At 55.3% G+C, this 24,734-nt stretch carries 32 protein-coding genes and 2 pseudogenes; 17 read left to right on the top strand and 17 right to left on the bottom strand.

Features of this window, described 5'->3' with window-relative positions:
* The first annotated feature begins 5 nt into the window (after positions 1 to 5).
* The 7 genes from M017_RS0102160 (at position 6) to M017_RS0102125 (ending at position 4,565) form a co-directional block, all read left to right on the top strand.
* A complete protein-coding gene (locus tag M017_RS0102160; protein ID WP_031495428.1) occupies positions 6 to 1,040 on the top strand; it encodes an IS481 family transposase in 1,035 nt (344 codons plus the stop codon).
* Between the two features lie 35 nt (positions 1,041 to 1,075).
* Positions 1,076 to 1,756 carry a hypothetical protein gene (locus M017_RS0102155; RefSeq protein ID WP_031495426.1) on the top strand — a complete coding sequence of 227 codons (681 nt, stop codon included), beginning with the start codon at positions 1,076 to 1,078 and terminating at the stop codon, positions 1,754 to 1,756.
* Between the two features lie 12 nt (positions 1,757 to 1,768).
* Positions 1,769 to 2,263, top strand: a complete 495-nt coding sequence (locus M017_RS0102150; protein WP_155121183.1) for a hypothetical protein — start codon at positions 1,769 to 1,771, stop codon at positions 2,261 to 2,263.
* Positions 2,264 to 2,758: 495 nt separating this feature from the next.
* Positions 2,759 to 3,238: an energy transducer TonB gene (locus tag M017_RS0102140; RefSeq protein WP_031495421.1), complete on the top strand. Its 480-nt coding sequence runs from the start codon at positions 2,759 to 2,761 to the stop codon at positions 3,236 to 3,238.
* Positions 3,225 to 3,578: a hypothetical protein gene (locus M017_RS0102135; protein ID WP_238325787.1), complete on the top strand. Its 354-nt coding sequence runs from the start codon at positions 3,225 to 3,227 to the stop codon at positions 3,576 to 3,578. The genes M017_RS0102140 and M017_RS0102135 overlap by 14 nt, the downstream gene beginning before the upstream one ends.
* Positions 3,529 to 4,203 carry a hypothetical protein gene (locus M017_RS30855; RefSeq protein WP_474939336.1) on the top strand — a complete coding sequence of 225 codons (675 nt, stop codon included), beginning with the start codon at positions 3,529 to 3,531 and terminating at the stop codon, positions 4,201 to 4,203. Before M017_RS0102135 ends, M017_RS30855 begins: the two co-directional genes overlap by 50 nt.
* Complete coding sequence (locus tag M017_RS0102125) at positions 4,200 to 4,565, top strand: hypothetical protein (protein WP_155121180.1); 366 nt, start codon at positions 4,200 to 4,202, stop codon at positions 4,563 to 4,565. The genes M017_RS30855 and M017_RS0102125 overlap by 4 nt, the downstream gene beginning before the upstream one ends.
* A gap of 5 nt (positions 4,566 to 4,570) precedes the next feature.
* Here the strand turns inward: M017_RS0102125 and M017_RS0102120 are convergent, their stop codons facing one another.
* Positions 4,571 to 4,780, bottom strand: coding sequence for a hypothetical protein (locus M017_RS0102120; protein ID WP_031495414.1), 210 nt, complete (start codon positions 4,778 to 4,780; stop codon positions 4,571 to 4,573).
* Between the two features lie 572 nt (positions 4,781 to 5,352).
* Here M017_RS0102120 and M017_RS0102115 point away from each other — a divergent pair.
* Together M017_RS0102115 and M017_RS0102110 are read left to right on the top strand one after the other, a co-directional pair.
* Positions 5,353 to 5,535 (top strand): hypothetical protein, encoded by a 183-nt coding sequence (locus M017_RS0102115; RefSeq protein ID WP_031495412.1) that lies wholly within the window; start codon positions 5,353 to 5,355, stop codon positions 5,533 to 5,535.
* A 406-nt stretch (positions 5,536 to 5,941) separates the two neighbouring features.
* Complete coding sequence (locus tag M017_RS0102110) at positions 5,942 to 6,589, top strand: hypothetical protein (protein WP_031495410.1); 648 nt, start codon at positions 5,942 to 5,944, stop codon at positions 6,587 to 6,589.
* A gap of 1,060 nt (positions 6,590 to 7,649) precedes the next feature.
* Here M017_RS0102110 and M017_RS29080 read toward each other — a convergent pair.
* Positions 7,650 to 8,752, bottom strand: a pseudogene (locus M017_RS29080) (IS3 family transposase); the annotation flags it as partial.
* 190 nt (positions 8,753 to 8,942) lie between these two features.
* On the opposite strand from M017_RS29080, the gene M017_RS0102095 reads away from it, so the two are divergent.
* The 4 genes from M017_RS0102095 to M017_RS0102075 all read left to right on the top strand — a co-directional run bounded on the left by M017_RS0102095 (position 8,943) and on the right by M017_RS0102075 (position 12,395).
* Complete coding sequence (locus M017_RS0102095; protein ID WP_031495406.1) at positions 8,943 to 10,028, top strand: IS630 family transposase; 1,086 nt, start codon at positions 8,943 to 8,945, stop codon at positions 10,026 to 10,028.
* A 165-nt stretch (positions 10,029 to 10,193) separates the two neighbouring features.
* Positions 10,194 to 10,751 (top strand): tetratricopeptide repeat protein, encoded by a 558-nt coding sequence (locus tag M017_RS0102090; RefSeq protein WP_031495404.1) that lies wholly within the window; start codon positions 10,194 to 10,196, stop codon positions 10,749 to 10,751.
* 487 nt (positions 10,752 to 11,238) lie between these two features.
* Positions 11,239 to 12,009: an RHS repeat domain-containing protein gene (locus M017_RS0102080; protein WP_031495403.1), complete on the top strand. Its 771-nt coding sequence runs from the start codon at positions 11,239 to 11,241 to the stop codon at positions 12,007 to 12,009.
* On the top strand, positions 12,006 to 12,395 hold the full coding sequence (locus M017_RS0102075; protein WP_031495401.1) for a hypothetical protein: 390 nt from the start codon (positions 12,006 to 12,008) through the stop codon (positions 12,393 to 12,395). The genes M017_RS0102080 and M017_RS0102075 overlap by 4 nt, the downstream gene beginning before the upstream one ends.
* 429 nt (positions 12,396 to 12,824) lie before the next feature.
* On the opposite strand, the gene M017_RS0102070 is transcribed toward M017_RS0102075, so the two are convergent.
* Entirely contained in the window at positions 12,825 to 13,109 is a 285-nt protein-coding gene (locus M017_RS0102070; protein WP_155121179.1) for a hypothetical protein, read from the bottom strand.
* Positions 13,110 to 13,668: 559 nt separating this feature from the next.
* On the opposite strand from M017_RS0102070, the gene tnpA reads away from it, so the two are divergent.
* From tnpA to M017_RS0102055, 3 genes are all read left to right on the top strand, one after another.
* Positions 13,669 to 13,971 (top strand): IS66 family insertion sequence element accessory protein TnpA, encoded by a 303-nt coding sequence (tnpA, locus tag M017_RS0102065; RefSeq protein WP_031495398.1) that lies wholly within the window; start codon positions 13,669 to 13,671, stop codon positions 13,969 to 13,971.
* 3 nt (positions 13,972 to 13,974) lie between these two features.
* Positions 13,975 to 14,334, top strand: a complete 360-nt coding sequence (gene tnpB, locus M017_RS0102060; protein ID WP_031495397.1) for an IS66 family insertion sequence element accessory protein TnpB — start codon at positions 13,975 to 13,977, stop codon at positions 14,332 to 14,334.
* Positions 14,335 to 14,400: 66 nt separating this feature from the next.
* Entirely contained in the window at positions 14,401 to 14,742 is a 342-nt protein-coding gene (locus tag M017_RS0102055; RefSeq protein WP_031495395.1) for an IS66 family transposase, read from the top strand.
* Here M017_RS0102055 and M017_RS30550 read toward each other — a convergent pair.
* The 14 genes from M017_RS30550 to M017_RS0101995 all read right to left on the bottom strand — a co-directional run bounded on the left by M017_RS30550 (position 14,739) and on the right by M017_RS0101995 (position 23,519).
* Positions 14,739 to 15,131 carry an RHS repeat-associated core domain-containing protein gene (locus M017_RS30550; protein ID WP_080507456.1) on the bottom strand — a complete coding sequence of 131 codons (393 nt, stop codon included), beginning with the start codon at positions 15,129 to 15,131 and terminating at the stop codon, positions 14,739 to 14,741. The two genes, M017_RS0102055 and M017_RS30550, sit on opposite strands and share 4 nt — an antisense overlap.
* Positions 15,080 to 15,418 carry a hypothetical protein gene (locus tag M017_RS29075; RefSeq protein ID WP_031495393.1) on the bottom strand — a complete coding sequence of 113 codons (339 nt, stop codon included), beginning with the start codon at positions 15,416 to 15,418 and terminating at the stop codon, positions 15,080 to 15,082. Before M017_RS29075 ends, M017_RS30550 begins: the two co-directional genes overlap by 52 nt.
* Positions 15,415 to 15,993, bottom strand: coding sequence for a hypothetical protein (locus M017_RS0102045; protein WP_155121178.1), 579 nt, complete (start codon positions 15,991 to 15,993; stop codon positions 15,415 to 15,417). The genes M017_RS29075 and M017_RS0102045 overlap by 4 nt, the downstream gene beginning before the upstream one ends.
* Before the next feature lie 11 nt (positions 15,994 to 16,004).
* The gene (locus M017_RS0102040; RefSeq protein WP_155121177.1) at positions 16,005 to 16,733 is read right to left on the bottom strand and encodes an IS4 family transposase; all 729 of its coding nucleotides are present in this window, start codon (positions 16,731 to 16,733) and stop codon (positions 16,005 to 16,007) included.
* Between the two features lie 7 nt (positions 16,734 to 16,740).
* Positions 16,741 to 17,271: a DUF4372 domain-containing protein gene (locus M017_RS0102035; protein ID WP_031495388.1), complete on the bottom strand. Its 531-nt coding sequence runs from the start codon at positions 17,269 to 17,271 to the stop codon at positions 16,741 to 16,743.
* 74 nt (positions 17,272 to 17,345) lie between these two features.
* Complete coding sequence (locus tag M017_RS30545) at positions 17,346 to 17,849, bottom strand: transposase (protein WP_080507451.1); 504 nt, start codon at positions 17,847 to 17,849, stop codon at positions 17,346 to 17,348.
* A complete protein-coding gene (locus tag M017_RS29835) occupies positions 17,831 to 18,358 on the bottom strand; it encodes an IS630 family transposase (protein ID WP_080507452.1) in 528 nt (175 codons plus the stop codon). Before M017_RS29835 ends, M017_RS30545 begins: the two co-directional genes overlap by 19 nt.
* 184 nt (positions 18,359 to 18,542) lie before the next feature.
* Positions 18,543 to 19,049 carry an RHS repeat-associated core domain-containing protein gene (locus tag M017_RS0102020; protein WP_031495387.1) on the bottom strand — a complete coding sequence of 169 codons (507 nt, stop codon included), beginning with the start codon at positions 19,047 to 19,049 and terminating at the stop codon, positions 18,543 to 18,545.
* Between the two features lie 23 nt (positions 19,050 to 19,072).
* Positions 19,073 to 19,222, bottom strand: coding sequence for a tyrosine-type recombinase/integrase (locus M017_RS29830; protein WP_080507454.1), 150 nt, complete (start codon positions 19,220 to 19,222; stop codon positions 19,073 to 19,075).
* A 377-nt stretch (positions 19,223 to 19,599) separates the two neighbouring features.
* A complete protein-coding gene (locus M017_RS29060; RefSeq protein WP_155121175.1) occupies positions 19,600 to 19,950 on the bottom strand; it encodes a hypothetical protein in 351 nt (116 codons plus the stop codon).
* A 39-nt stretch (positions 19,951 to 19,989) separates the two neighbouring features.
* Entirely contained in the window at positions 19,990 to 20,352 is a 363-nt protein-coding gene (locus M017_RS29055) for a hypothetical protein (protein WP_155121174.1), read from the bottom strand.
* Between the two features lie 280 nt (positions 20,353 to 20,632).
* Positions 20,633 to 21,901 carry an RHS repeat-associated core domain-containing protein gene (locus tag M017_RS27305; RefSeq protein ID WP_155121173.1) on the bottom strand — a complete coding sequence of 423 codons (1,269 nt, stop codon included), beginning with the start codon at positions 21,899 to 21,901 and terminating at the stop codon, positions 20,633 to 20,635.
* 77 nt (positions 21,902 to 21,978) lie between these two features.
* A complete protein-coding gene (locus tag M017_RS0102000) occupies positions 21,979 to 22,275 on the bottom strand; it encodes an Imm27 family immunity protein (RefSeq protein WP_080507453.1) in 297 nt (98 codons plus the stop codon).
* Between the two features lie 182 nt (positions 22,276 to 22,457).
* Positions 22,458 to 23,519 carry an IS5 family transposase gene (locus M017_RS0101995; RefSeq protein ID WP_031495380.1) on the bottom strand — a complete coding sequence of 354 codons (1,062 nt, stop codon included), beginning with the start codon at positions 23,517 to 23,519 and terminating at the stop codon, positions 22,458 to 22,460.
* 457 nt (positions 23,520 to 23,976) lie between these two features.
* On the opposite strand from M017_RS0101995, the pseudogene M017_RS28450 reads away from it, so the two are divergent.
* Positions 23,977 to 24,680, top strand: a pseudogene (locus M017_RS28450) (IS5 family transposase).
* Positions 24,681 to 24,734: the final 54 nt, after the last annotated feature.

Genomic DNA, 24,734 nt, shown 5'->3' with positions numbered 1-24,734 from the left:
CACTCATGAGCGACAACCAGAAGCTTATCAAAGCGCGCATTGGACTGCTCCAACTCGCCCAGGAACTGGGCAACATCAAGGCCGCTTGCCAGCGAGCCGGCATCAGCCGCAGCCACTTCTACGAGATCAAGGAAGCCTACGAGAAGCACGGAGCCGACGGGCTTGAGCCGAGGCAACGCCGGACGCCTCGGATGCCGAATCAGACTCCGCCCGAGCTTGAAAAGCAGATCCTCGAGATGACGGCGCAGTATCCGACCTACAGTTACATCCGCATTGCCGACCAGCTTCGTTTGGTCGGCATCGGTGTCTCTGCCCCCGCCGTCCGAGGGGTCTGGGTACGGCACGGCATCACTCTCCGGCTCCAGCGCCTGCTCTGGCTGGACAAGAAGACCGCCACCGAAGGCGGCGTGCTGACGGAGCAAGCCAAGCGGCTCCTGCAGAAGCATCAGGGCCGAAACGTTGACCCGGAACAACATATCGCTGCACCGCATTCTGGCTATCTGCTTTGCCAGGACACTTACTTTGTAGGCACGATCAAAGGCGTCGGCAAGGTCTACATGCAGACGGTCATTGACGCACACTGCTCGCAAGCCTTCGCCAAGGTCTATCTCAGCAAGATGCCGATCACTGCGGCAGACACACTGAATGATCGAGTCATCCCCTTCTATGACGATGAGAAGGTGGGGATCGAGCGGTTGCTCACCGACAATGGCCGCGAGTACTGTGGACTCGAAGCTCGTCATCCCTTCGAGATCTATCTGGCGATTAACCAGATCCGCCACAAGAGAACGCAGATCGCTTCCCCTCAATCCAACGGCTTCTGTGAGCGCTTCCATCGCACGATCAAGGAGGAGTTTTACAGCATCAAGTTCCGGCAAAAGATCTATCAGTCTGTGGCTGAATTACAAGATGATCTGGACGCCTATCTGAGCTTCTACAATCGCCAGCGACCCCATCATGGATATCGGACTCAAGGCCGAACGCCATACCAGGCTTTCCTCGATGGGAAAATCGCCCAGGCGCAACCTATGGCAGCATGAAGTAACCGAATCTCAACCGAGGCCCGTAAGCCCTCGTGTCCGGAGATCTTCAGCTAAATACAGCTGGCGGGGCCTATACGGACGACGAACTCACGCAGCGTGGTCAGGACAAGAGCTTGACCCGGCGTGAACGAAACGAAGCAAAAAACGCTCTCAAGTTTAGGACAAACTTCCGGGCGGCTCGGAATTCGGCTGAGGCGGCGGCAAATGCTTCGGGAGATGCATCTGCTCAGCAATCGGTAGCGGCCTGGGGCACGGAGAACGACGGGAACAATGTATCTGTTGGCTGGTCCACCCAGCAGGGCAGTGCGGCGAGAGTGCAACTTTTGAGCAACAGTGACAGCATCGTCGCCAGCTTCAACCTGAATCTGAAGGGCAACGAGTTGGCGGCCACGGTTGCTCACGAAGGACGACATGTTGCCGATGCCAATAACTGGCTGGTTGGTCACTTCAGCAGTGGGGAGCTTGACATGAATCACTACTACCGAGAGATGCGTGCTTGGTACGTCAGCGGCGTTATCGCTGAAGCATTGGGAATGAAGAATTATGATTCCGAGGGTGGTGGTCCTGAGTATCAGGTCTGGAATAGTGGCTGGAAAGCCGTGGATGTGCAGACCATGCGAAGCACTGGTGTCAGCAACATCCTGAAGAATCTTTACAGCGCCAGCCCGTCAGACACAAATACTTATAGCAGCGAACATCCGCACCAGCCGTAGGGAATCATGCCCATGCGATTGCTTCTAATACTTCTCCTTGCGTGCGGCAGCGGCGCATCGGCCCAGGTAGCGCCGTTTGTCAGTTTTGTCGAGTTGCTAAAGCAGCCGAGCAGCTTCGACGGCAAGCGGATTAGCGTTCGAGCAACGTACCGCTATGGCTTCGAGTGGCAAGAGGTTTACTGCTTATCGAGTCGGGCAACTGCAAAGGTGTGGCTGGCGATTCCGCCGGAACTGCCGAGTTCGGTTCAGAAGGCGCTCAGGCGTCTTCCGAAGCATCAAGGGACAGTCAACGCAACTTTCACCGGGTTATTCCACGGCGCACGCTCGGCGTACGGAGATGGAGGGTATCAGTACCAATTGGATTTGGAGAAAATCGAGCAAGTTGAGATCGTCTCCAGGAGTGGTGCTGTCGCTGAGACGCTTGCGGCCAATGAACGCTCCAGAGTGTGCCAAGGAACCGAGGCCGAACGTCCGGGACAAGGCGCAGGGCTACCAAAGAAACACTGAACTTAGTCTCGAAGTTTCAGCAACACACCACAACGCTCCGTCGCTGCACTTCGAGCTTCACATGAGGTTTTCGAGGAATGCTGTACCCGATCTCTGTACGGTATCCGTCTGACTCTCACCATCGATGCCAATGGCAACCCAGAACTGGATCTCACCGTCTTGTCAGGTGCGAAGGGTGACTCGCTCTTTATCAGTCTGGCGCACGAGGGTACCCACGTTGCCGATGCGCAGTCGGTCGCAGCGGGTGCTCCGACGATGACTCATCTGGACACGGAACTGCACGGCTACGGAGCAAGTGTCGCTGCTGCACAGCGCCATGGATGGCCGAGCGCTGGAACAAGCGTTGGGACCACGCCTTTTGTCTTTTGGAGCAATTCATGGAGCAAGGTGGATCAGCAGACCCGGCCTCCACAAGAAATTCAGAAGTTTCTCCAGGCTAGTCCAATCTACGCTCCGAAACTGAACCAGTCTGCGTACCAGAAATGAGAAGCGACTATGAAGACATTTTTTCTTTTCGTTCTATTCAGCGCCGTTGATGCCGTGTTCGCTGCGGACCAGACAAGGCCGATTGAAGTCGCTGTTCCGGGATATCTCCGTCTAGCGTCGGGGGCACGGGAGGAAGGTGAAGTCGCTGTTGATCTTCAAATCGATATCGATGGGAAAGTGGTTGGTGCGAAGGCGGTGACGGGCCCAGAACGTCTTAGGCCATGGGCTCAGGCTGCGGCTCTCAAATGGCGTTTTGAGGCTTCTATGCCAGGAACAGTGCAAGTAGTCTTTGCGTTCATACTGCAAAAGGGACTGACCGATCCTCCAGCAATGACGAGCATCTTCACGTCGCCCAATCGTGTCGTGGTCTTTGCGGAAAGGCGTGATCTCGTTATCATTGCCGATCCGCCGCTTGAAAACATGGGCAAGCAGAAGAAACCGAAGAGAAGGCAGCTTCCAGTAAATGGATGGGGCAGTGGTTGGCGTTGATGACGAGCTTGCCGTTGGACCACTCGGAATGTTCGTGAGCGCCGATCAGAAGCTCCAGGGCGAACTGTTCGAGCACAAAATCGTAGGCGGCCTGGAGTTCGTGATCGGAAAGAGAGCCGAGAACGGCGCTTGGTTCGGTGATGTCTTGGACGAGGAGTTCGTCGGCGAGTTGGGTGAGCAAAGATTCCACGGTGGTTCCCTCCAGGGTGTGAAAATATTTACCATTCCAGGTACGCAAAAGAAGTTCCAGGAAAGAGTTGTTCGCTTCGCTCACAACCCTTCGGGTTCAAGTGCGTGCCTTGAACAACCCGCTGAAGTACGTTGGCCCGGACGGCAATGAGGCAGTTGCAATCTTGTATCCAACCTATCAAGTTGGGGTTCGTGGAAACTTTACGCTGCCTCTCGGACATGCCGGGGTTGTGATGGTGGGGAAGGATGGATCGACTCACTACTTCGAGTATGGTCGGTATGCGCCAGCAGGAGCAGGAGGAGATGTCGCACAGGGAACCGTTCGGAACGCTGGCCCCGCTCCTTCTGTGCAAAGGGACGCATCTGGAAAGATCACGCCCGAATCGATGAAGGCGCTGCTCGGAACTCTTTCCAGTGCAGCAGGTAAGAATGGTGTGGTCGAAGCGGCAGTCTTTGACACAACGGAATTGCAGGACGCAGCGATGGAGGCATATCTGGAAGGACGCCAAGCCCAGAACAGCGATCCGAATCGAAAACACTATAGTCTTTTCGGTGGCCACAACTGCGGCACATTGGCGTGTGAAGCGCTCGATGCGGCGGGTCGTCGGTCTCCAGCAGCAAGAACAATGCAAACCCCAGCCAACATCTTTAGCAACTTCATGGCATGGCCTGGACAGTACGGCGTGTCGCAGATTTTCATTTATGCTCCACCGACAGCAAAGGTCACGTCAAAAATCTGCTTCGAGGGCGAGAACGGGAAGACGGTCTGCCAGTGAGCCGACGACTCCTGCCTTTGAAGCTCTGTTATGGGGGCCTCTTGATGTTCTTGTCGCTACTCTTTCAGGGTGGCTGCTACCGTGCTTATCCTCCAAAGAAACCTGAAGGAGTACCAGTTGAGGCGGTTTGGGCAGGTGGGATGGATGGTGGAGGTTGGGTGCATTGTTCAACGTCTTCTTCCGAGTTCAACACCTGCACAATTTACGATGAGGAAGGCCGTAGCCCTGGACCTGCCCGTTATGCTTTCCGAAATAGCGGCGGGGCGGCAAAGCCAGAACAGTTGAAGTATACGTATCTCACTGGGAAAGCAATCGGTCTTGAAGGCGGCTTAGAACTGGTACGTATTGACGACAAGAAGTAACGCTCTCAACAGCCAGCGTGCCAGCCAACACACTCGAGCTTGACGGCGTAGAATGCCGCTTGGGTGAGATGGATGTTGGCCCGGTTGCCAGCGATCACCAGCTTGCCACCGGACCACTCGGAATGTTCGTGAGCGCCGATCAGAAGCTCCAGGGCGAACTGTTCGAGGATTGTGATCGTAGGCGGCTTGGAGATCGTGATCGGACAGTGAGCCAAGAACGGCGCTTGGTGCGGTGATGTCTTGGACGAGGAGTTCGTCGGCGAGTTTCGAGAGCAAAGAATCCATGATGGTTCCTGCTGCTATTTGCCATTCCAGGTACGCAAAAAGAGGAACCATGCGAAGCATGGACGTTGCTTCAGCAACGTCGTTCTTGAAGTAGTCGTTCGCAAGCTCTCGACGCCTTCGGCGGTCTCATTGTTCATCATCATGCGGTTGGTTTAGAGTCTCTATGCTGGCACGAGTCCTCTGGGAACTCGGCATTGAGACTCGAAAGGTCCTGCGTACTGGCCCATCGCTCTCCCCTGATCGTCTGAGTCGTCAGAGGTCTCGGCCACTTAACGCTGGTGGTCTCAGCCAGCGGCAGACTTGGGCATCCCGATTGAGCACCGCCCTGGCTCTTCGTTTGCGTCCCACAGTAGAGCCGTCCTTGATCCACGCTGCCGTCAATTGCTCCCGACCGTGGAGGACATGAACCGAAGTCCACGTTGATATGTAGAAGCAGTCATTCTTTGGGCGGTGCTGAGGATGCGTCGCCGTGGACTACCTCACCGAACTCGTCAGCATGTAGGTGAAGGCGGCGCAGATTTACACGCATGTGGCGATCCGCCAGCTTCAGGAAATCCATCGGGCCACGCATCCGGGGCAACGGTCGAAGGATCGGCGCCCAACGAATCCGGCCAGCCAGGATGCCGCCGACGTGTTCGCTGCGCTCGACGCCGAAGACGACGAAGACCCGGAAGCTGCTTCCTGACTCATCCACACGATAAAATGGGCCGCAGTGATCCAGGCGGCTAAAGCAACGGCGCACGTTCTTCTTTTAGCCGCCGTCTGTCTTCCCGCCTTTGCGAACATCCCACCCACGCCACTCGTAGCCGAAAAACCGCATCTGGGCCTTCAAGCTCTACGCCCAACCTCCCGCCCAGGCCCGACGCTGGCTATCTCCAACACTGCGACCGGGTTCCACGTTTGCTTGTACGATTCCGGCACCAGACCTTGTTGTTCCGGCAAGGAACGGGATGCCGAGACGGGGTTGGATTATTTTGGGGCGAGGTACATGTCGGCGGCGCAGGTTTATTTCGTCCGACCAACCTTTTGTTGACCAAAGTGCGGCAGATCCGCAGAGCTGGAATCTCTATAGCTATACGCGTAATAACCCTTTGGCGTTAGTAGACGTAGACGGTAGAGGGGCTGTTAGAGGGGCTGTTAGAGCCGCTGTTCGTGCTGCTTCCGAAAAGGTCTTATTTGAGCTAGCGAGGAGACGCGGAATCGATCGAGCATGGGCTTTGGGACGAAAACTACTGCAAGCAGGGATCGATGGTACTCAGGCATGGACAGGTGCAGAGCGGGCCGTGATTCTTGCCGGAAAGAGACCTGAAGATTGGATAGGGCATCATATTAATAGCGTTGCTCATAACAGTATCGAAATGGTTGAAGATCCCCGAAATATAGAGTTTGTAAAAGGGCGAGTTGCGCACTTAGCTAAGCATAATGGGAGTTGGTTGAACAAAGCAGAGGGGGAACTGATTGACAGACTCGCAAAGCTGGGTGGTCCCGCACTCGGTATGTTCTTAACGGTATACGAGGAGAAAGTGATGGCATACACCAGGGATTGCAAAGTATGCTCCGATCCGACCTCGAAGGCGTCATGGATCAATCCTGCAAATGCTATGATCGAGAATCTTGCGATGTTCGAGGCTTGCGTAGCTGCGGAGGAGTTTAAGAGGAAAGAAGCGGAACGTACCGCGAATGACGCAGAGAGGATATGTGCGCTTGGGAATCCCGCGGCTTGCGGCATCAGAGACTAAGCCCCTGGTATTTATGGTTCGGGAGGAGTTTCGTATGAAGACATTTGATGAGGTGCTTGGGGAGTTAAAACGTGGGAATGGCGAGTGTCTTGAGTCAGCGTTAGCAGTTAAGATTACGAATCTTCATTGGGTTGGCCCGCTTGCGTACCTTCACGTTATTTATAGGCCTGCGAGCCCGTCAATGATTATGCAGGTGGGACAAGCGATGCAGTTTCCTGTGTCACTCCAACATTTCTATGAATGTTGCAACGGGCTTTCCCTATACTCTGGGACCATTCGAATGTTTGGATGTGTTCAGGCGGGTACGTTGCTCGATCGAAGTGATCCACTTTACCTGCCCCCGCTGGATATCATCAAAATGAATCAGCAGTTTGTGAGTCCACGCAGTTCACATCATATGCTTTGCATTGGCGTATACAGCTACGACCGATCGCTGGTCTGTATTGATCGACAAAGCGAACGCGTAACGTGTTATCGAGGGGAAGATTTGAGGCATCAGCGTGGGTCTTGGTCCACGATCGAGAACTGGCTCAGCAGTGAGTGTAGTCGGCTCTCGTCACAGTTTTCACCTGATGGTCGGCGCCTTGGCGACGAACGATTTGGGCTTCCTGGCGAAGATGTCCCTTATCCAACTTGATGCAGCCACGGTATACATACTGACCGTGATGCGGAGATCCCGGTGAACTCTCCGGCACATGGGTAACAAAAGTATCTATTGAGGTCCGCCGAATATAGAGGATGCCCAGGAATCTTCATCGCGAACAAATCCGGGCCTGCGGAGATGTAGCTGCATCCGCTATATTCAGCAAGCGTCAATAAGCACATGGGTTAAAGATCTTCTGTCGCCTTTACTGTCGGTCTTCGCATAGCCTTTGCGCTCGTCGAGCAAACCCAGCAAGACCGGGCCGAACCACACTCGTTGGACTCCATCATCGAAGTGACCTTCCCCCCATTTCCGCACACGGGATCATATAACAACTCCCAACTGGTTTGAAGCTGGGAGTGGGGTTTGGGGCGAGGGGGTGGCGACTGAGCCACCTTGCCCCATCTCAGCAATGCCGAGACCTGCGCGTATAAGCGCATATTGATTTGGTGTCTGGTACGCAAGCGACGAATGCGGTCGCGCACCGTTGTAGTGTGTCCGCCAGGTGGCAAGCTGCCTTCGGGCATCGAACAGATTCCGGAACCAACTCACATTTAGGCACTCCTCTCTCAGTCGGCCATTAAAGCTCTCCATGTATGCATTCTCTATTGGCTTTCCCGGACGAATATGCACTAACTCGATCTCCCTCCCAATTGCCCAAGAAAGATAAGCCCGGCTTGTAAACTCAGGCCCATTGTCAGACCGGATTCGCTGCGGGCAACCCCGTTGCTCCATCATCGTTTCCAGCACCCGGATCACACGCTGACTTCCGATGGACGTGTCTGCCTCTAGCGCCAGGCACTCCCACGTATGCACATCCACGACCGTCAGGATTCGTACATGCCGCCCGCTAGACAGGCCATCGGTGACAAAGTCTAACACCCATTCCTGGTTCGCTCCAGTAGCCACTTGCATTGGCTGCGCCACACGCGCAATCCGCTTGCGCTTCTTGCGCCGTAGAGCCAAACCCGCTTCACGATAGAGTCGTTCCACCTTCTTGTGATTTACGCATCTCTCGCGCCGCAACAAGACACACAGCCGAGGCGCTCCATAGCGCGGATGGGCCAGCGCCAGTTCCTTCAGCCGCATACAGAGGGCTTCGTCCTGCGACAGATGACCAGGGCGATAACGATAACTGGACTGCGACACCATCACCAGCTTGCAAGCCTGGCGCTCACTGCAGCATCGCAAGCTACGCACCTCGGCTACATCCGTGCGTGCCTGCCGCAGTTGCGCCTTCGGACCTACAAGCTGTAGCCGTTTTTTCGAATGACATGCTGCAAGGCATCCTTATCCAACGATAAGTCCGCCACTAGCTTCTTCAGTCGCGAGTTCTCATCTCGCAACTGCTTCAATTCTTGTGCCTCGGCAACTTCCAATCCGCCGTACTTCTGCTTCCAGGCATACACCGTGTGCTTGCTGACGCCCATCTCCCGGCCTATTTCTTCTGCCTTGCGTCCCGCCTCTACTTGCTTCACCGCGCCAATGATCTGCGCTTCCGTATATTTCGATACGCTCATCCCCGTTCTCCTTGTCTTCGTCCGATCTTCGGATTCTAAAGTGCGCTGAGAACGGGGGGAAGGTCACTTCGGCAGCCTGGGGACTTTCTCCATCGTAAGAGATTGTGGTCGAGGAAGCTAGTGTAGTGCTTCAGAAATAGAAACCATAATGTCGATGAGCGAATCTCTATAATCGAGGAGTCGAATCTCGATGCGAGTTGCGCCCAAAGTTGAGCTGACGGCAGAAGAAAGATCGACTTTGTCTGGCTGGGCAAACGGTCGAAAGACGCCTGTTCGGATGGCCGAAAGGGCTCGCATCCTGTTGCTTGCCGCCGCCGGGACACAAGACACCGAGATCAGTACGCGTCTCTCGATCACATCGAAGAAAGTGGCTCGTTGGAGAAAGCGGTTCCTAGACAAGGGACTCGCTGGCCTTGAAAAGGACGCGCCACGTCCAGGTCGCACTCCCTCAATCCGGCGCGATGCGGTTGCCGAGATCGTGCGGTTGACGACTCAGGAAAAGCCACCCAATGCAACCCATTGGAGCACGCGCAGTATGGCTGCTGCGGTTGGCGTCAGCGACTCCAGTATTCTGCGCATCTGGCACGCGCATGGACTCAAGCCGCATCGGGTCGAGTCGTTCAAGCTGAGCAATGATCCGCTGTTCGGCGAGAAACTGGAGGCGATTGTCGGCCTTTATCTCAATCCCCCGGAGCAAGCAATTGTCCTCTGTGTAGATGAGAAGAGCCAGGTCCAAGCCTTGGACAGGTCGCAACCAGGCCTGCCGCTGAAGCCAGGTCGGGCCGGAACGATGACCCACGATTACAAACGTCATGGGACCACAACTCTATTCGCCGCACTCAATGCGGCCAGCGGCAAGGTCATCAGCCTGTGTCCGCAGCGTCACCGGCATCAGGAATGGATGAAGTTTCTACGACTCATTGATGACGCTACCCCCGAGGGCAAGCAATTACATCTCATCGTCGATAACTATGCGGCTCACAAGCATCCTAAGGTAGAACGCTGGCTGAAACGCCATCCCCGCTTCCATGTCCACTACACCCCAACGAGTTCTTCGTGGCTGAACATGGTGGAACGCTTCTTCCGGGATCTGACAGAGAACCGTCTTCGGCGAGGTATCTTCCGCAGTGTGCTGGAACTCATCGAAGCCCTCGATGAATACGTGGACCGTCACAATGAAAAACCAAAGCCCTTCATCTGGACCGCAAAATCCAATGACATCCTCGCTAAAGTTATGCGCGCTAAGGCCGTCTCACTTAAAGGTCAGTCTGCGTGAAGCACTACACTAGCAAATGGGACAAGCATTCGAAGCCTCGTTCTGGAGAAAAGAAGCCGCCAGGGTATGTCCCCAACAGAGGGTATGTGAAGCCTAAGCCGTCAAAACGGAATTCGCCAGCACCGCCCAAGGAACACAAGAACAAGTACAAGAAGGAGAATCAGGATGGCTCTGCCTAGCGAACTCTTTGACGCAGCCGGAAACATCGTTGCCAGCCGGAGAAACTTTCAAATCATCTTGGACAATGCGAAAGCGGGAGATGCCACGGCCCAAAGCATGGCCGGGTATTGCTATCTCAGAGGTTTGGGAACAAAACGAGACTCCGTGAGCGCGTCAGAATGGCTACTCAAGGCCGCGAAGAGGGGTCATGTTGACTCGATGGTCAATCTAGCCTTAATGTTTGAAGTTGGTGATCGCCTTCCAACTAACCGCCGGAAGGCGATGCGCTGGTACCGCCTCGCTGCGGAGGTCGGCAGTACTTTCGCACAGGTGAATCTCGGACTAATGCTACTCGGCGGGAGTAGGACTAAGGAGAGACGGATTGAGGGTGTGGAATGGCTTAAAAAGGCGGCCAGGAAGCGCGATCCCCGGGCACTCTACAACTTAGGAGTCGCGTGCCTGCGTGGCGATGGCGTAAAGAAGGATTTGAAGGCGGCAGAACGATACATGAAGAGGGCTGCCAACCTAGGTGATCAAGACGCCCGCACCTATCTCGAAGACTGAAGCTCCTGGCCTTCGGATAGCCTTGATAAACGTTAAGAGGTCAGAAGTTCCTTGAGCTACTCGGCCTTTGGCGGAGTAGTGTTGAGTACACTGGGCAATGGGAAGAAGGAGCAGTCTTGCTATAACAGCCGACTGCAGTTGACTGCATTTCGTGTCGGCTCTGTTGAAACGAGCAACTGCGAGCGTGAGGGCGGAGACTTGCTCCGTTTAGGAGCTTGTTGAAAAATGTGCCTCTTGCACTATTCCGCCCTTATCTGCATGGATCCGTACGGAATGATTCTTGGCTTTTCAGTCTCCGCATGGCTCGCCTGATGCCGGAAATCATTGATTTCCGGCATCTTTCCTTCATTTAGGCAAACTTCTCCTGCAGGGTTTTGATTCGAAGCAGATTGTAAGCGGCCGCAGTGTAAGTAACCAGCCAACCAACCTTGTCCAGTCCGCGCAGTTTGATCTTCTTCAGCCCCCCGTGGAGAACCGGATTACGAAGGTGGAACTGATAGGCAGCCCGGGGTCGGTGCAGGGCACCTATGAGTATGATGGAGAAGGTCGGCGGGTGAAGAAGACGGCTGGGCTCGAGACGACGGTGTATGTGTATGACGCGATGGGGCAGTTGATTCATGAGGTTGGGGGCACGAGTGAGGCTTCTGGCCGGAACTATCTGTTCCAGGATCATCTGGGCAGTACCCGGTTGCGAGTGGATGCGAATGGTACGCGACTAGGCTGGTGGGACTATGCACCGTTTGGTGAGGTGTTGCCGGGGAGCTTGGGGAGCCGGAGTGGCGTGGCTGGTGGGGCCTATGAAGGGGCTCGGCCGAAGGCGATGTTTACCGGCAAGGAACGAGATGCCGAGACGGGGTTGGATTATTTTGGAGCGAGATATATGTCGGCGGCGCAGGGGAGATTCACCAGCCCTGACCCAACCTTCCTAAATATTTTGAGGGTCGTCAATCCACAGCGATGGAACATGTATGGCTACGCCTTGAACAACCCGCTGAAGTACGTTGACTCGGACGGCAATGAGGCAGTCGCCATTTTGTATCCAACCTATCAAGTTGGGGTTCGTGGAAACTTTACGCTGCCTCTTGGACATGCTGGGGTGGTGATGGTGGCGAAGGATGGATCGACTCACTATTTCGAGTACGGTCGATACCTCCGGCTGGTGCAGGTGGGGATGTCGCTCAAGGGACCGTTCGGAACGCTGGCCCCACTCCTTCTGTGCAAAGGGACGCATCTGGAAAGATCACGCCCGAATCGATGAAGGCGCTGCTCGGAACTCTTTCCAGTGCAGCAGGTAAGAATGGCGTAGTCGAAGCCGCCGTTTTTGACACAACGGAATTGCAGGACGCAGCGATGGAGGCTTATCTGCAAGGACGCCAAGTCGAGAACAACGATAAGAATCGGAAGCACTATAGTCTTTTCGGTGGCCACAACTGCGGCACATTGGCGTGTGAAGCACTCGATGCGGCGGGTCGTCGTTCTCCAGCAGCCAGAACAATGCAAACCCCAAGCAACATCTTTAGCAACTTCATGGCATGGCCAGGACAGTACGGCGTGTCGCAGATTTTCATTTACGCTCCACCCACAGCAAAGGTCACGTCAAAAATCTGCTTCGAGGGCGAGAACGGGAAGACGGTCTGCCAGTAAGAAATACTCAGGATTTATTTATCGTGCTAAAACATGGCTTGACGATGACTGCTGTTCTCCTGTCGATGTGGGCATGCAGTTGCTATCGGCGTCATCCTCCGCAGAAGCCTACCGGGGTTCCTGATGAAGCAGTTTGGGCTGGTGGTTTGGATGGTGGTTCGTTTATTTTCTGCGATGTCGATCCTCTAAAGCGGGTCAACTGTTGTAAGGTATGGAACGATTTCAACGGAAAATTAGTCGAGTCCGGAGAGTATCGTCTGCTCAAGGAAGGCCGGGTTGCAGAGCAGTCGGAACTGGCATACTCCTGGGCGGATGGCGCAGGGTGGATAGGTCTCAAAGGAGGACTCGTCTTGGCGAATGTAGATGGTCGGCATCCCCGTTAGACGGAGAGACATCAAGGCCAAAGCGCCGCCAGGAAGGACCGTATCATCAGCAGCACACCTCAACGCCCCGGCGCAGCACTTCGAGCTTGATGGCGTAGAAGGCGGCTTGCAGGAGATGAATGGGGCCGTGGTTGGCGTCCATCACCATCTTGCCATCTGACCAATCCGAATTTTCGTGAGCGCCGATCAGAAGCTCAAGGGCGAACTGTTCGAGGATGTGATCGTAAGCGGTTTGGAGATCGTGATCGGAAAGAGAGCCGAGAACGGCGCTTGGTTCGGTGATGTCTTGGACGAGGAGTTCGTCGGCGAGTTGGGTGAGCAAAGAGTCCACTGTGGTTCCTGCTGGTATTTACCACTCCAGGTACGCAAAAGAGGAATCATGCGAAGCATGGACGTTTGCTTCAGCAACGTCGTTCTTGAAGTAGTCGTTCGCAAGCTCACGACGCCTTCAGCAGTCTCATTGTCATCATCATGCGGTTGGTTTGGAGTCTCTATGCTGGCACGAGTCCTCAAGGAACTCGGCATAGAGACTCGAAAGGACATGCGTACTGGCCCATCGCTCTCCTCTGATCGTCTGAGTGGTCAGAGGTCTCGGCTACTTAACGCTGGTGGTCTCAGCCAGCGGCAGACTTGGGCATCCCGATTGAGCAGCGCCCTGGCTCTTCGTTTGCGTCCCACAGTAGAGCCGTCCTTTGCCCACGCTGCCGTCGATTGCTCCCGGCCGTGGAGGACATGAACCGAAGTCCACGTTGATATGTAGAACCATCGATTCTTTGGGCGGCGCTGAAGATGCGTCTCCGACCACAAGAGCTTGTGCATATCAGTGATAGACAGTATCCGTCAGACTAATCCATCTTTTTTCCTGTTTCGCGTCGTGATTGTCTGAAGGAATGAAGCGTGGGCAGGTAGGATATGCGGGCTTGGGTGTGGCGCGGAAGTACCGAGACAGTGGCCAGTCCCGAGCGGAGTTTTGCCGGGAACAGGAGATCCCGCTGACGACTCTCGATTATTATCTGCGGCGCGATCGCGCTAAGCCAAAGCAAGAACTGGTCGCGGTGGAAGTGGTCTCCGAGGACAAGGCAGCCGCAAGCGACTTCGTCCTGGTGTTGGCGAAGGGCCGCCGATTGGAGATCGCCGCGAACTTCGACGAAGCTGGTCTCGAACGTCTGCTGGCGCTCCTGGAACGGTGTTGATCCGTGTTCGGCTTGGGGCCTGGGACGAAGATCTATGTGGCGACCGGCGCCACCGACATGCGCAAAGGCTTCGAGGGGCTCCATGGTCTGGTGCGGGACGAGTTGGATCGTGATCCGTTGAGCGGACATGTGTTTCTATTCGCCAACAAGATGCGAACCCGGCTCAAGATTCTGTTCTGGGATGGGAGCGGACTCTGGGTGTGCGCCAAGCGCCTGGAGAAGGGACGCTTCCACTGGCCAGAGACCTCCGCAGGAGCCAGTGTCACGATGCGCCAGGAACAACTGACGATGTTGCTGAACGGTATCGACCTCACCCGATCCAAGACTCGCCGAGGCTGGTTGTCCAAGCCATTTGTCGCTTAAAAAGACACGATAAAAGGAAGACAAGAAGGAGCGCTCCGCAGTATTCTGTTACTTACAGACGCACACATGTCTCAGTTAGTCACAGCAGGGCTCGACGCCATCGATCTCGGCCATTTAAGGCGAGAGTTAAAGCGCTTGACGATCGAGAACGAGCTGCTGCGAGAGAAGCTGCGACTGGCGCGGATCCTCAAGTACGGCCCCTCCAGCGAGAAGCTGAACGATGCGCAGTTGCTGCTGCTCGAAGGCGAGCCCGGGGTGAGCCAGGACGAGGTCCTCGCCGAGTCCACACGAGAGGCCATGCCCTCCGAGATGCCTGTCGAGAAGCCACGGTCTGCGGGCAAGCATCCCGGTCGCCAGAGCCTGCCCGCCCAGCAATTGCCCCGGATACGGCGCCTCCGACTATATTAGCTCCAACGGACTTCCATCCCTCCGCGTCGATAGCCGCAAGCGAGCCATGCTTGCTTATACAACTCAACTCCACCACCGATAGCACCTCCAGCTACAGCGCCGATCCCCCCGGTGCAGAGGAATGCACAATGTCCATCAGGATCGGTCAGGGTAATCGGATTATTATTTATATAGCTATACAAATTCAACGTCTGAGGACGGCTGAAGTCTGCATAAGGAACCGGACTCGGCATCTCCGACCAGTCTGGGATGGTGAACCGCCCCGGTCCCGCCACCAAATACCTGGCCCCAAAGTAATCCAGCCCCGTCTCCGCATCCCGTTCTTTGCCGGTAAACTTTACGCAACAAAGCTCACCGTGCGTATGTAAATCCAAGCAGCCGGCAACCATAGCGCCACGGCGATGGCAAGCATCTTGGGATGGAGCACACGCAACCCAGCCCCAGCCATAGCGAGGCTCAACCAGAGATTGACGTTGATGATGCCGAGTCGCAAATCGGAGTAGTGCGGCCCAATCGCCAGAGGAAAAATAATACCGACAAGGCACCAGAGGTAACTGCAAGTCATGGCGCCAAGCAAAATGCGTGATGCCCGCGTGGATGCTGATTTCCAAAGTAAGGCAAGAGGAACAGTACCTCCCAATAAGAGCATCCACACCAGGGCGACCATCAAGATCATCGGGGCGCCACCCGCGGAATCACTTGGTTGCGGCAACAAAGATCAGCAGGCTTTCCAGATTCCTTTTGCTGGAACAGCGTAGTCGGCTTCCCACTTTGGTCATAGCGGTAGATTTCTATTGAGGGATACGCCGTACGTGTCCCCCCGGGATCGAGTCCCACCTTTCCGTCGGGAGTAAAAACAAATTTTATGTCTGTCTTAATCGCGTCCTTTGGCGCACCCGGAAGCGCTGCAAAGCCATTCAGCGCTTCGTTGTATATAGCGAAGTGATGATCTCCTTGTTTGTCAGTCGTTGTAGGAGAAACGGATGTATTTGATGTTCCCTTAGCAGCCAACGTCGGCGATAGATTCCCAAGCTCATCGGGGACAACCAAGACTTCACTAACTCCCGGATCATTTTTAACGACACGAACCCCACCTGTCTTCGAGTTTAACGCCAGTTGAAGCTCCTGACGGTACGTTGCCTTGGGATCGTTGGCTGCTGGGCCGCGGTTGTCACCTTCACCGATGAGACCAATCTTCGTGCCGCTGTAGGTTGTCGAATCTTGCTGCACCAGAACAATATGGCGTTCCACACCTGTCCAAATTAAGTTGAAGCGGGATTTGGGACCCGCATAATGATTCGCCGTTGGCGCAGGATTTCCTTCTTTTGCAATCGAGGTTGGTCATCTGGAGGCAGGTCGCTGGGGGCGAAGAGAGCGGGTTGGGCGGGTAAGTGGTCTTGCCGGATTCTCACTGGCCCTTCAAACGGGTAATCGAGGAAGCGGAACAGGTCGCGGTAGACAAAGAGTTGTCGTCGCAGTAGGGCAATAAACCGGCTGGTGTTCCATTTCAAGCGAGAGCGGAGTTCCAGAAAGCGCACCAGCAGCAGGGCGATCAGTGCTGTCCAAATCTGGATCTTGAGCGCGTTTGCCGAGGTGCCAACAAGGGTCTTGATCCGTAAGTTCTGCTTGATGCTCTTGAAGAAGAGCTCCACCTGCCAGCGTTGGCGATAGATAGCGGCCACCGTGGCCGCATCCAGATCGAGGTCATTGGTGAGGGAGACGAACTCGCGCTGTCCATCCTCGTCCCACCGGCGCATAAAGTGGTCTTCCTCGTCGTTCGCCTGCTTGGTGAAGACGATGATTTCATCCGCGCGGACGCGACTGCTGTCTGAAATCGCACGGGATTCCATGACAACAAAGGAAGCCTTCTCCTTCAGGCGAGTCACGAAGTGGACGCCTTGCAGCGTCAGGCTATGGAACCAGGCGTAGTCGTTATAGCCGCGATCAAAAATCAACATCGCCCCGGCGGGGAAGCGCATGGTTTTAGCCACTTTCACGTCACCTTGCTTGCCATCGGTGGATCACCGCGTAGTGTGGCAACAGTCCCTCATGGTCGAGAAGTAAGTGCAACTTGACAGCTCCCTGGGTGGCGCGGAACTTGGCCCAGGGAAAAACCTTCACGCACAGATCGATCACGCTGCTGTCCAGACTGAGGAGCTTGCCGGGCAGTTGGAGCGGATTGCTGCCTGAGCCGGGAAGCTGTTGGCGCGAATGCTCCAGCAGCGCCAGAAACAAATCCTGATAGATCTGCCAACTGCGGTGTTCATTGGCATAGGCGAGCGTCGAGTGGCTGGGCGCCTGGGTCATACCCAAATGCACCAGCTTGCCTTCGCAGGCTTGCAGCCCCTCGCGAATCTCGCGCAGGCTGTGGGCCTGTCCCAACTGGCAGAACAACATCGCCACAAACTGATCCCAACAGGAAAAACCGCGAGCGTGTCGCATCCCGCCATGCCGCGCCACGGCGGCATCGAACAGTCGGCGGGGCACCAACCCCAGAAGCTGACTGAAAATGCTGGATACTTGAGCCATGGGCGGTCTCCTTCGGGAGGTGAGATGTGTTCTTGCAGGAACTTCTCTATTGAGTCTCGCGGAATATAGCGGATTCAGAAGCATAGAGAAGACTGCTTCCAGCAAGCAACGAGTAGATGCTTTCTTCGGCGCATGCGCTTGAGTTTAGTTCTGGCCATTTCACCGAGTTGCCAGAGATCTTTGGCGCAGATATTCGGGAGTTCGTGCTGCTTGAGATGAGCCCAGATATATTCGACGGGATTCAGTTCGGGAGCGTAAGCTGGAAGCCGAAGAGTCTGGATGCGGCCATCACAACTTGCGATGAAATCCTGAACGAACTTGCTGCGATGAGCAGCCAGTCCGTCCCATACGATCAGGATCTTGCCTGGGATGACCCGAAGTAGTTTTCCGAGGAAGATCACAATGTGCGGACTCTTGATCGTTTCGCTGAACATTTCAAAGTGAAGATTCCAGCGGCTCAGTCCTGCGATGAGCGAGAGGTTCTTCCAGTTGAAGTGATGGAACAGAATAGGTGTCTGGCCGCGCGGAGCCCAGGTGCGGCATCGATGAGGCTTCTGCGTTAGTCCGCTTTCGTCAATGAAGACAATGGTGCGGCCTTCTTCCTGGGCTTTTTTTTAGCGTTGGGCCAAGTCACCTGTTTCCACTCGCGAATGGCCTTCTCATCGCGTTCGAGCGCACGTCCCACTGGCCGTTGAGGACTCCAGCCCAAGGCGCGCAGAATGCGCCAGACGTGGCCCGGATGGTAGCGAATCTGAAATTCCTGCTCGATCAAATCGGCTACCCGCTGGCAGGTCCACAACGGCGTTTCATAGCCGAGTTTTTCCGGCCCCGCCAGCAACTTGTTCGTCAGAAGCTTTGCCTGTTTGTCCGCCAGCAAAGGCTTCCGGCCAGCGCGTCCAGCCTGCTCGAGAGCCTTCCTGCCACCTTCGCTATATTCCTTGCGCCAGCGGCTCACCGTCTGGTTGGCGACCATTAACTCATGGCCGATCTGACTGTTGTTGAAACTCTCTCGCATCAATGCCAGTGCTCTCATCCTCCGCACTTCCAAGGCATCGAAATCGCGAGCCACTCCACGCGGGTTTCCCATAGACAGATTAGAACCCGACAGAAGTCAATGTGTTCCGCTATATTATGTGATTATCAATAACCTACCAGTAGGCCGCCTTCAGCCTCAATTTATGAGGCTAGTTTGGACACGCGTGACTTTGCGTCCAGTGTGGGGACGATGACTCGGCTGATACTGGCTTGCCGGAGTACTCTGCCCAAGAGCCTCATGCGGACGTCCCTTTCCCGGTAAACCGCCCCTGCGCCGCCGACATGTACCTCGCCCCAAAGTAATCCAACCCCGTCTCGGCATCCCGTTCCTTGCCGGTACTACGGGATCTTCTGTCTTCGTCACACAAGCATCCGGCTATCCCCGGTGCGATCAACACGTTAGCGTTGGCCAGACCCTGACGCGAGGCTAGTGCAAAGCTCTCAACCCCCTGATGCGGTTTTTCGGCAACGAGCGATGATCTTGGGATGTTCGCAAAGGCGGGAAGGCAGACGGCGGCTAAGAGAAGAGCTTGCGTCGTTGCTTTAGCCGCCTGGATCACTGCGGCCCATTTTATCGTGTGGATGCGCCAGGAAGCAGCTTCCGGGTCTTCGTCGTCTTCGGCGTCGAGCGCAGCGAACACGTCGGCGGCATCCTGGCTGGCCGGATTCGTTGGTCGCCGATCCTTCGACCGTTGCGCCGGATGCGTGGCCCGATCGATTTCCTGAAGCTGGCGGATCGCCACATGCGTGTAAATCCGCGTCGTCTTCAGATCAGCATCGCCTGGATGAAGCGTGTGTCTGCGCCGCCTTCGAGCATCAACGTCGCCATCGTGTGCCGGAGCATGTGGCACGATCCCTGCTTCTTGATCTGCGCCGCCTTCACGTACATGCTGACGAGTTCAGTGAGGTAGTCCACGGCGACGCATCCTCAGCACCGCCCAAAGAATGGCTGCTTCTACATATCAACGTGGACTTCGGTTCATGTCCTCCACGGTCGGGAGCAATCGACGGCAGCGTGGATCAAGGATGGCTCTACTGTGGAACGCAAACGAAGAGCCAGGGCGCTGCTCAATCGGGATGCCCAAGTCTGCCGCTGGCTGAGACCACCAGCGTTAAGTAGCCGAGACCTCTGACGACTCAGACGATCACGGTCGATGTGAAGGGCCAGTACGCATGACCTTTTCGAGTCTCTATGCCGAGTTCCTTGAGGACTCGTGCCAGCATAGAGACTCTAAACCAACCGCATGATGATGAACAATGAGACCGCCGAAGGCGTCGTGAGCTTGCGAACGACTACTTCAAGAACGACGTTGCTGAAGCAACGTCCATGCTTCGCATGGTTCCTCTTTTGCGTACCTGGAATGGTAAATACCACCAGGAACCATCATGAATTCTTTGCTCTCGAAACTCGCTGACGAACTCCTTGTCCAAGACATCACCGAACCAAGCGCCGTTCTCGGCTCTCTTTCCGGCGACGAACTGGAAGCCACCCACGATCACATCCTCGATCAGTTCGCCCTGGAACTCCTGATCGGCGCTCACGAAAATTCCGAGTGGTGCGATGGCAAGTTCGTCATCGACGCCAACCACGGCAACATCCAGCTCATGCAAGCCGTCTTCTATGCCGTCACGCTCGAATGCCAACGCCAGGGACGTACATCGGGATGCGCCTTCCTCTTACGATCAAGCAACCCAGATGCGCTGTTCGTCTAAAGTAAGCTGAAGAGCTTCAGGGCCACGATAATCTTGGTCTCGAACTGAAATGGATACTACAGCACCATCCTGAAATGTCAAAGTGACATCATCGTGCTCGGCCTCAGCCGCCTCAACCACGCTTCCAATCTCTCCGCATAAAGCATCACGATAGCCATTCTGTCCCAAACGAAGCGTCTCACCCAATTTAGTGATGATCGGCAGCGTATATGCAGTAAGAGTAGGCCCGTCAAAATGTAGCTGAAGGTAATCATGCACAAATTCCACTGAGCTTAGAGTGCGACCACGAAGCTCGGATAGTGCAGCGGAAAGAGACTCTGGAGTGTGCGTCATAATTCCTTCTACGGAAACGAACTTCCGCCACCAGGACACGCTTTGGGTGGGCTCAGCGGCTGGTGACGTGACGGATCAGAGTTGGGAACCGTTCGGCCCGTTTGCGGATTCACTCCCTGGCCCGAACGATTCTGATAAGTTACATACCCATTTGGATAACCAGGAGAGCTTCCCCGTGCTGGAGTTGGGTCCATGATTCTCACACCGCTAACCTTGGGATCAAGGCCATTTCCGCCGTTTCCTCCTGTATAGGCTGAGCCCGTAGTCTTGCCCTGCGGGTTCACGACCGGAGTAGGCCCTGATGCCCATTCGGAACCGGGACTGCGTCTCCGCCAGGAGTAACCACAAAGCCTGGACCTTTGTCTCCTTCAGACCCGCCGCTTTGTGGGGCATCCTGCGAAGAACTCATCATGAAATTGGAAGCGGCGGTACCAAATTCTGATGCACCGTGCGCCGCAATCGCAGCGCCGCCCACAACGGCAGGTGCTCCAGCAGGGTAAAGCACGCCCGTTCCACAGGCAGCCGCACCCCCGCCAGCTATCGTTCCTCCACCTGCCATCTCGATCAGGCCGCCGACCATCGAAATAGCGTCGCCGATCTTCTGCCCTCTTTGGAAGTCGCCGTTGCCAGTCTGCCTACCGAGTCCTGCAACAGCATTACTCTTGACTGCGTTTGCGGCCCCCAAGAAATAATCAAGCACTCCCTCGCCATCTGGATCGACGTACCGCAACGGGTTGTTCAGAGTGTACGAGTATAAGTTCCAACTCTGTGGATTCCCGATGTGCTGATCGGCGAACGGTCTATCCGGTGAAGTGAACCGTCCCTGAGCCGCTGACATGTACCGAGCGCCGAAGTAATCCAACCCCGTTTCGGCATCCCGTTCCTTGCCCGTAAACTTCTGCGCCGGATCTCCCACTCCCGAGTACCCGGCAACTCCAGCCCTCTGGATCTCTCCTCCAAAAGGCTCATAATCCACACGCTGTGTCACCGTCCCCGTCTGGTCGAACCACGCCCGCGTACTCCCCAGATGATCCGTCACCGGATACAAAGTCTTGCCAGCATTCCCATTCGTAGAGCCAGTCGCAAACTCCGCTGCCACCCCTCCATCGAGCCCATACACATACCAAACCGTCTTCCCATCCGCCACAGACTTCACGCGCTGCCCATCTCCGTTATAGAGATAGCTCCCGTAGATCTTCTCCGTCCCTGGCGTCACAACAGAGTCACCCTTCGCCTCCGTCATATGCCCCTCAGGATCATAGACCGCAACCGAACTCGTATCCCCGACCTTCCACTGGATCTGCCGACCGCTATAGTCATATGCAACATCCTTCAAGCGGTTGTTCACCACCCCGCTGCTCTGCAGGTACCAATTCGAAGTCGCCTGCGCCAACCCAAGCGCCAACCCGGACTTTGAAGGCGTCCAGCCATTGCCAAACTGGTCGTCGGCATACTGCACACACCACCGTCCACCCACCGTCGCACAACTTGCCGTACCCAGCGGGCCTTCATTGCTGCTGTCTTCGGCAGCGCCAATCAACCGATGCAACCCGTCATACGTATAGCGTACGCCAAAGGTATCGATCCCAGTCTCGCAATTATGCCAGTTAGGTATGACTCAGAACACTATAGAACGCCATATTTTGATCTGACTTCGGCAAGGCTAAGTACTTTTAAAGACGGCGGCCCTCCACCTTGCATCTGCGATTGTGGAAAAATTCTCTCCCAGTAGCGGCCATCCACAGGATCCTGAAACAGTGCGTCCCACCCCCCGGAGGCTTCACTATCTTTTACATAGATCAAATACTCCGAGACTAGTTTTTCTACCCGATTGCAAGCGTCGTCAGCCTGTATCTCCTGCCCAACCATAATCCAATCCCCTACTATCTTCACCTCTGATGGATCAATCATTGCGCCACTCATTTTACTATTCTTCTGACAGTGTTTTGGGGTATCGGGCCGTTAGGAACTTGTTGAAAAATACCCCTCTACCGCGAATATGATGGTATCTGGATGAGGATGTATTGAATCATTGCTCAAAATTGAACCTGCCCGCGCTCCCGCGATAGGCCGAAAACCATTGATTTTGGGCCATTTTCCGTCATTTAGGCACACTGCTCCTGCAGGGTTTTGACTCGAAGCAGATTGTAAGCTGCGGCTGTATAAGTGACCAGCCATCCGACCTTATCGATTCCCCGCAGCTTGATCTTTTTCAGTCCGCCCGTTTGCTTCATCCATCCGAAGGCCTTCTCTACAAGCCACCTCTTGCTGAGGCTCATGCGATACCCTTCATGCCTTGTCGTACGCTGATCAATGGCGCTTCTGCGATTCTTGTTGTTCTGCGCCACATGTGGGGTCACTCCCAACTCGCGCACTGTTTTGACAAAGTCCTTGCGGTCATAAGCTTTGTCGGCCCCCAGCGTTATGCGTTTGCCGGGCCGCGCTATTTTGGCCGCCATCAATAAGGCGGCATCGGCTTCGCCATGACCATCGGCTTGCGTGCTCATCACCTCACGGATCAAACCATTGCGGTTCTCGATCACAATGTGGCCGAGGTAGCTGAGCTTGGCTTCCTGCCCATTCCCCTTCTTGTACAAGCGGGCATCTGGATCTGTCTTGGACTCGTGCGTTTCATTGCTGCGCTTCTCGCCGTGGAACTGCTTGCCATCTTTGGGGCCTTCGCCATCTTTTCGTTGAAATCTCTTCTGTCCTGCCCAGGCTTCGATCAGCGTTCCATCCACCGTGAAGTGCTCATCGGACATGAATCCAGAGGCCAACTCATTGACCCGGCTAAAGAACTTCTGCGCGACCTCTTCATTCAACAGCCGCTCCCGGTTCTTGCTGAATACGGCGTGGTTCCAAACCGGCTCATCGATCTCAAGCCCAATGAACCAACGGAACAACAGGTTGTAGTCCAACTGCTCCATTAGCAAGCGCTCGCTGCGCACCGAGTAGAAGATTTGCAACAACAACGCTCTGAGCTGACGCTCGGGCGGAATCGAAGGACGCCCCACTCGCGAATACATCTGCTCAAACTCTCCATCCATGCTCTTGAGCAACCCGTCTACCAGTTGCCGTACTTTCCTCAGTGGATGGTCCTCTGCGATCCGATCTTCAAGGTTCACGTAGCTGATCAGGGTTCTTTGTTGCTGGTCGGTTCCGCGCATAAAACATAGATGCTCTAAAATATTTCAGCGTCACATCCAGCGGCGAGTTTTTCAACAAGTTCTTAGGAATCACAAATTCTACAGCGCCTCCAGCAGTCCGCCCACCGCCGATAAACCCTTTATCTGGTCGACGTAATCGATGTCGTCGACGGTCCCAAGAATAAGGTGGCCGCGAACGATATGGCCGTGCCCAAAGCCTGCCCAGCCTCCTGAGCGTCGTTCTTCGTTTCAAGACGCGGAATACCTACAGGGGTGCGGGACAGAGTGCGGTCACGAGTGCGGGACAGCCTGACTCGTCACAATGTATTTTTTCCGACCGCAGAACTTCATTAATCAGCCGCAGTGATTTCTATCCTTTGCTTCTACCTCTCTTGAAAGGCTTAGAAATGGTCTCATAAACCTCTGAAGAGCGGAATATGGGAATCTGAAAGAGCTCTGGTGAATTGCGCGGAAGTGTATGCGTGGACGATGGGACTTAAAGGACGACCAATGGGAAGTCGTGGAGCCGGTGTTGCGTCCGCAGCGCCGAGCGGATCAGCGTGGCAGGCCGTGGCACGATACTCGATGCGTATTGAACGGGGTGCTGTGGGTTTTAGGGAGTGGGCCGCAGTGGCGTGAACTGCCGGAAAGATATCCGCCGTACCAGACCTGTCACCGACGTTTTCAACAATGGGTGCGAAGCGGAAAGCTGGAAGAGACGCTGAGAGTGTTGGCCCGCTACTTACATGAGCGAGGCCAGTTGAATCTGGAAGAAGCGTTTGTTGATGCCACATTCGCGAGCGCAAAAAAGGGGGCCTCGCCATTGGTCCCACCCGTCGCGGCAAGGGCACGAAGATCATCGCTCTCGCCGCTGGTGACAGTCTTCCTCTCGCCGTTGCTGTCGACAGCGCTTCGCCGGCCGAGTGTCAGCTTGTGGAAGACGTTCTGGCCGGAAGCTTCCTCGATGAAATGCCCAGGCGACTCATCGGAGACAAAGCTTACGACTCGGATAAGCTCGACGAAAAGCTTGCCGAAGAGTACGGCATCGAGATGATCGCGCCGAACCGGCGCAACCGGAGCAAGACTCAGGATGGTCGTCCGCTGCGCCGCTACCGCCACATCGAAAACTTCCTCGGATTCGTTCGCCTCGGTTGCTTACAACTCTTACTCAGACGTTTATGAGACCGCTTCTAATCTCCCGGGAGCCCAGTGTCGGCCGCCCGCAGAAGGCGTCTT

It is taken from the genome of Bryobacter aggregatus MPL3 (assembly GCF_000702445.1).
GTDB lineage: Bacteria > Acidobacteriota > Terriglobia > Bryobacterales > Bryobacteraceae > Bryobacter > Bryobacter aggregatus.
The sequence above is the reverse complement of the archived record's forward strand: the minus strand, read 5'-3'. Positions and strand labels throughout refer to the sequence as shown.

Bases quoted from the DNA above. Each gene is read 5' to 3' on its own strand.
- M017_RS0102035 (WP_031495388.1), bottom strand. From the start codon at position 17,271: ATGGCTCAAGTATCCAGCATTTTCAGTCAGCTTCTGGGGTTGGTGCCC.
- M017_RS29055 (WP_155121174.1), bottom strand. From the start codon at position 20,352: ATGACGCACACTCCAGAGTCTCTTTCCGCTGCACTATCCGAGCTTCGT.
- M017_RS0102140 (WP_031495421.1), top strand. From the start codon at position 2,759: ATGAAGACATTTTTTCTTTTCGTTCTATTCAGCGCCGTTGATGCCGTG.
- M017_RS0102055 (WP_031495395.1), top strand. From the start codon at position 14,401: ATGTCTCAGTTAGTCACAGCAGGGCTCGACGCCATCGATCTCGGCCAT.
- M017_RS0102090 (WP_031495404.1), top strand. From the start codon at position 10,194: ATGGCTCTGCCTAGCGAACTCTTTGACGCAGCCGGAAACATCGTTGCC.
- M017_RS29075 (WP_031495393.1), bottom strand. From the start codon at position 15,418: ATGATCTTGATGGTCGCCCTGGTGTGGATGCTCTTATTGGGAGGTACT.
- M017_RS0102160 (WP_031495428.1), top strand. From the start codon at position 6: ATGAGCGACAACCAGAAGCTTATCAAAGCGCGCATTGGACTGCTCCAA.
- tnpA (WP_031495398.1), top strand. From the start codon at position 13,669: ATGAAGCGTGGGCAGGTAGGATATGCGGGCTTGGGTGTGGCGCGGAAG.
- M017_RS0102000 (WP_080507453.1), bottom strand. From the start codon at position 22,275: ATGAGTGGCGCAATGATTGATCCATCAGAGGTGAAGATAGTAGGGGAT.
- M017_RS0102095 (WP_031495406.1), top strand. From the start codon at position 8,943: ATGCGAGTTGCGCCCAAAGTTGAGCTGACGGCAGAAGAAAGATCGACT.
- M017_RS0102150 (WP_155121183.1), top strand. From the start codon at position 1,769: ATGCGATTGCTTCTAATACTTCTCCTTGCGTGCGGCAGCGGCGCATCG.
- M017_RS30550 (WP_080507456.1), bottom strand. From the start codon at position 15,131: ATGGTTGCCGGCTGCTTGGATTTACATACGCACGGTGAGCTTTGTTGC.
- M017_RS0101995 (WP_031495380.1), bottom strand. From the start codon at position 23,519: ATGCGCGGAACCGACCAGCAACAAAGAACCCTGATCAGCTACGTGAAC.
- M017_RS29835 (WP_080507452.1), bottom strand. From the start codon at position 18,358: ATGGGAAACCCGCGTGGAGTGGCTCGCGATTTCGATGCCTTGGAAGTG.
- M017_RS0102075 (WP_031495401.1), top strand. From the start codon at position 12,006: ATGAAGGCGCTGCTCGGAACTCTTTCCAGTGCAGCAGGTAAGAATGGC.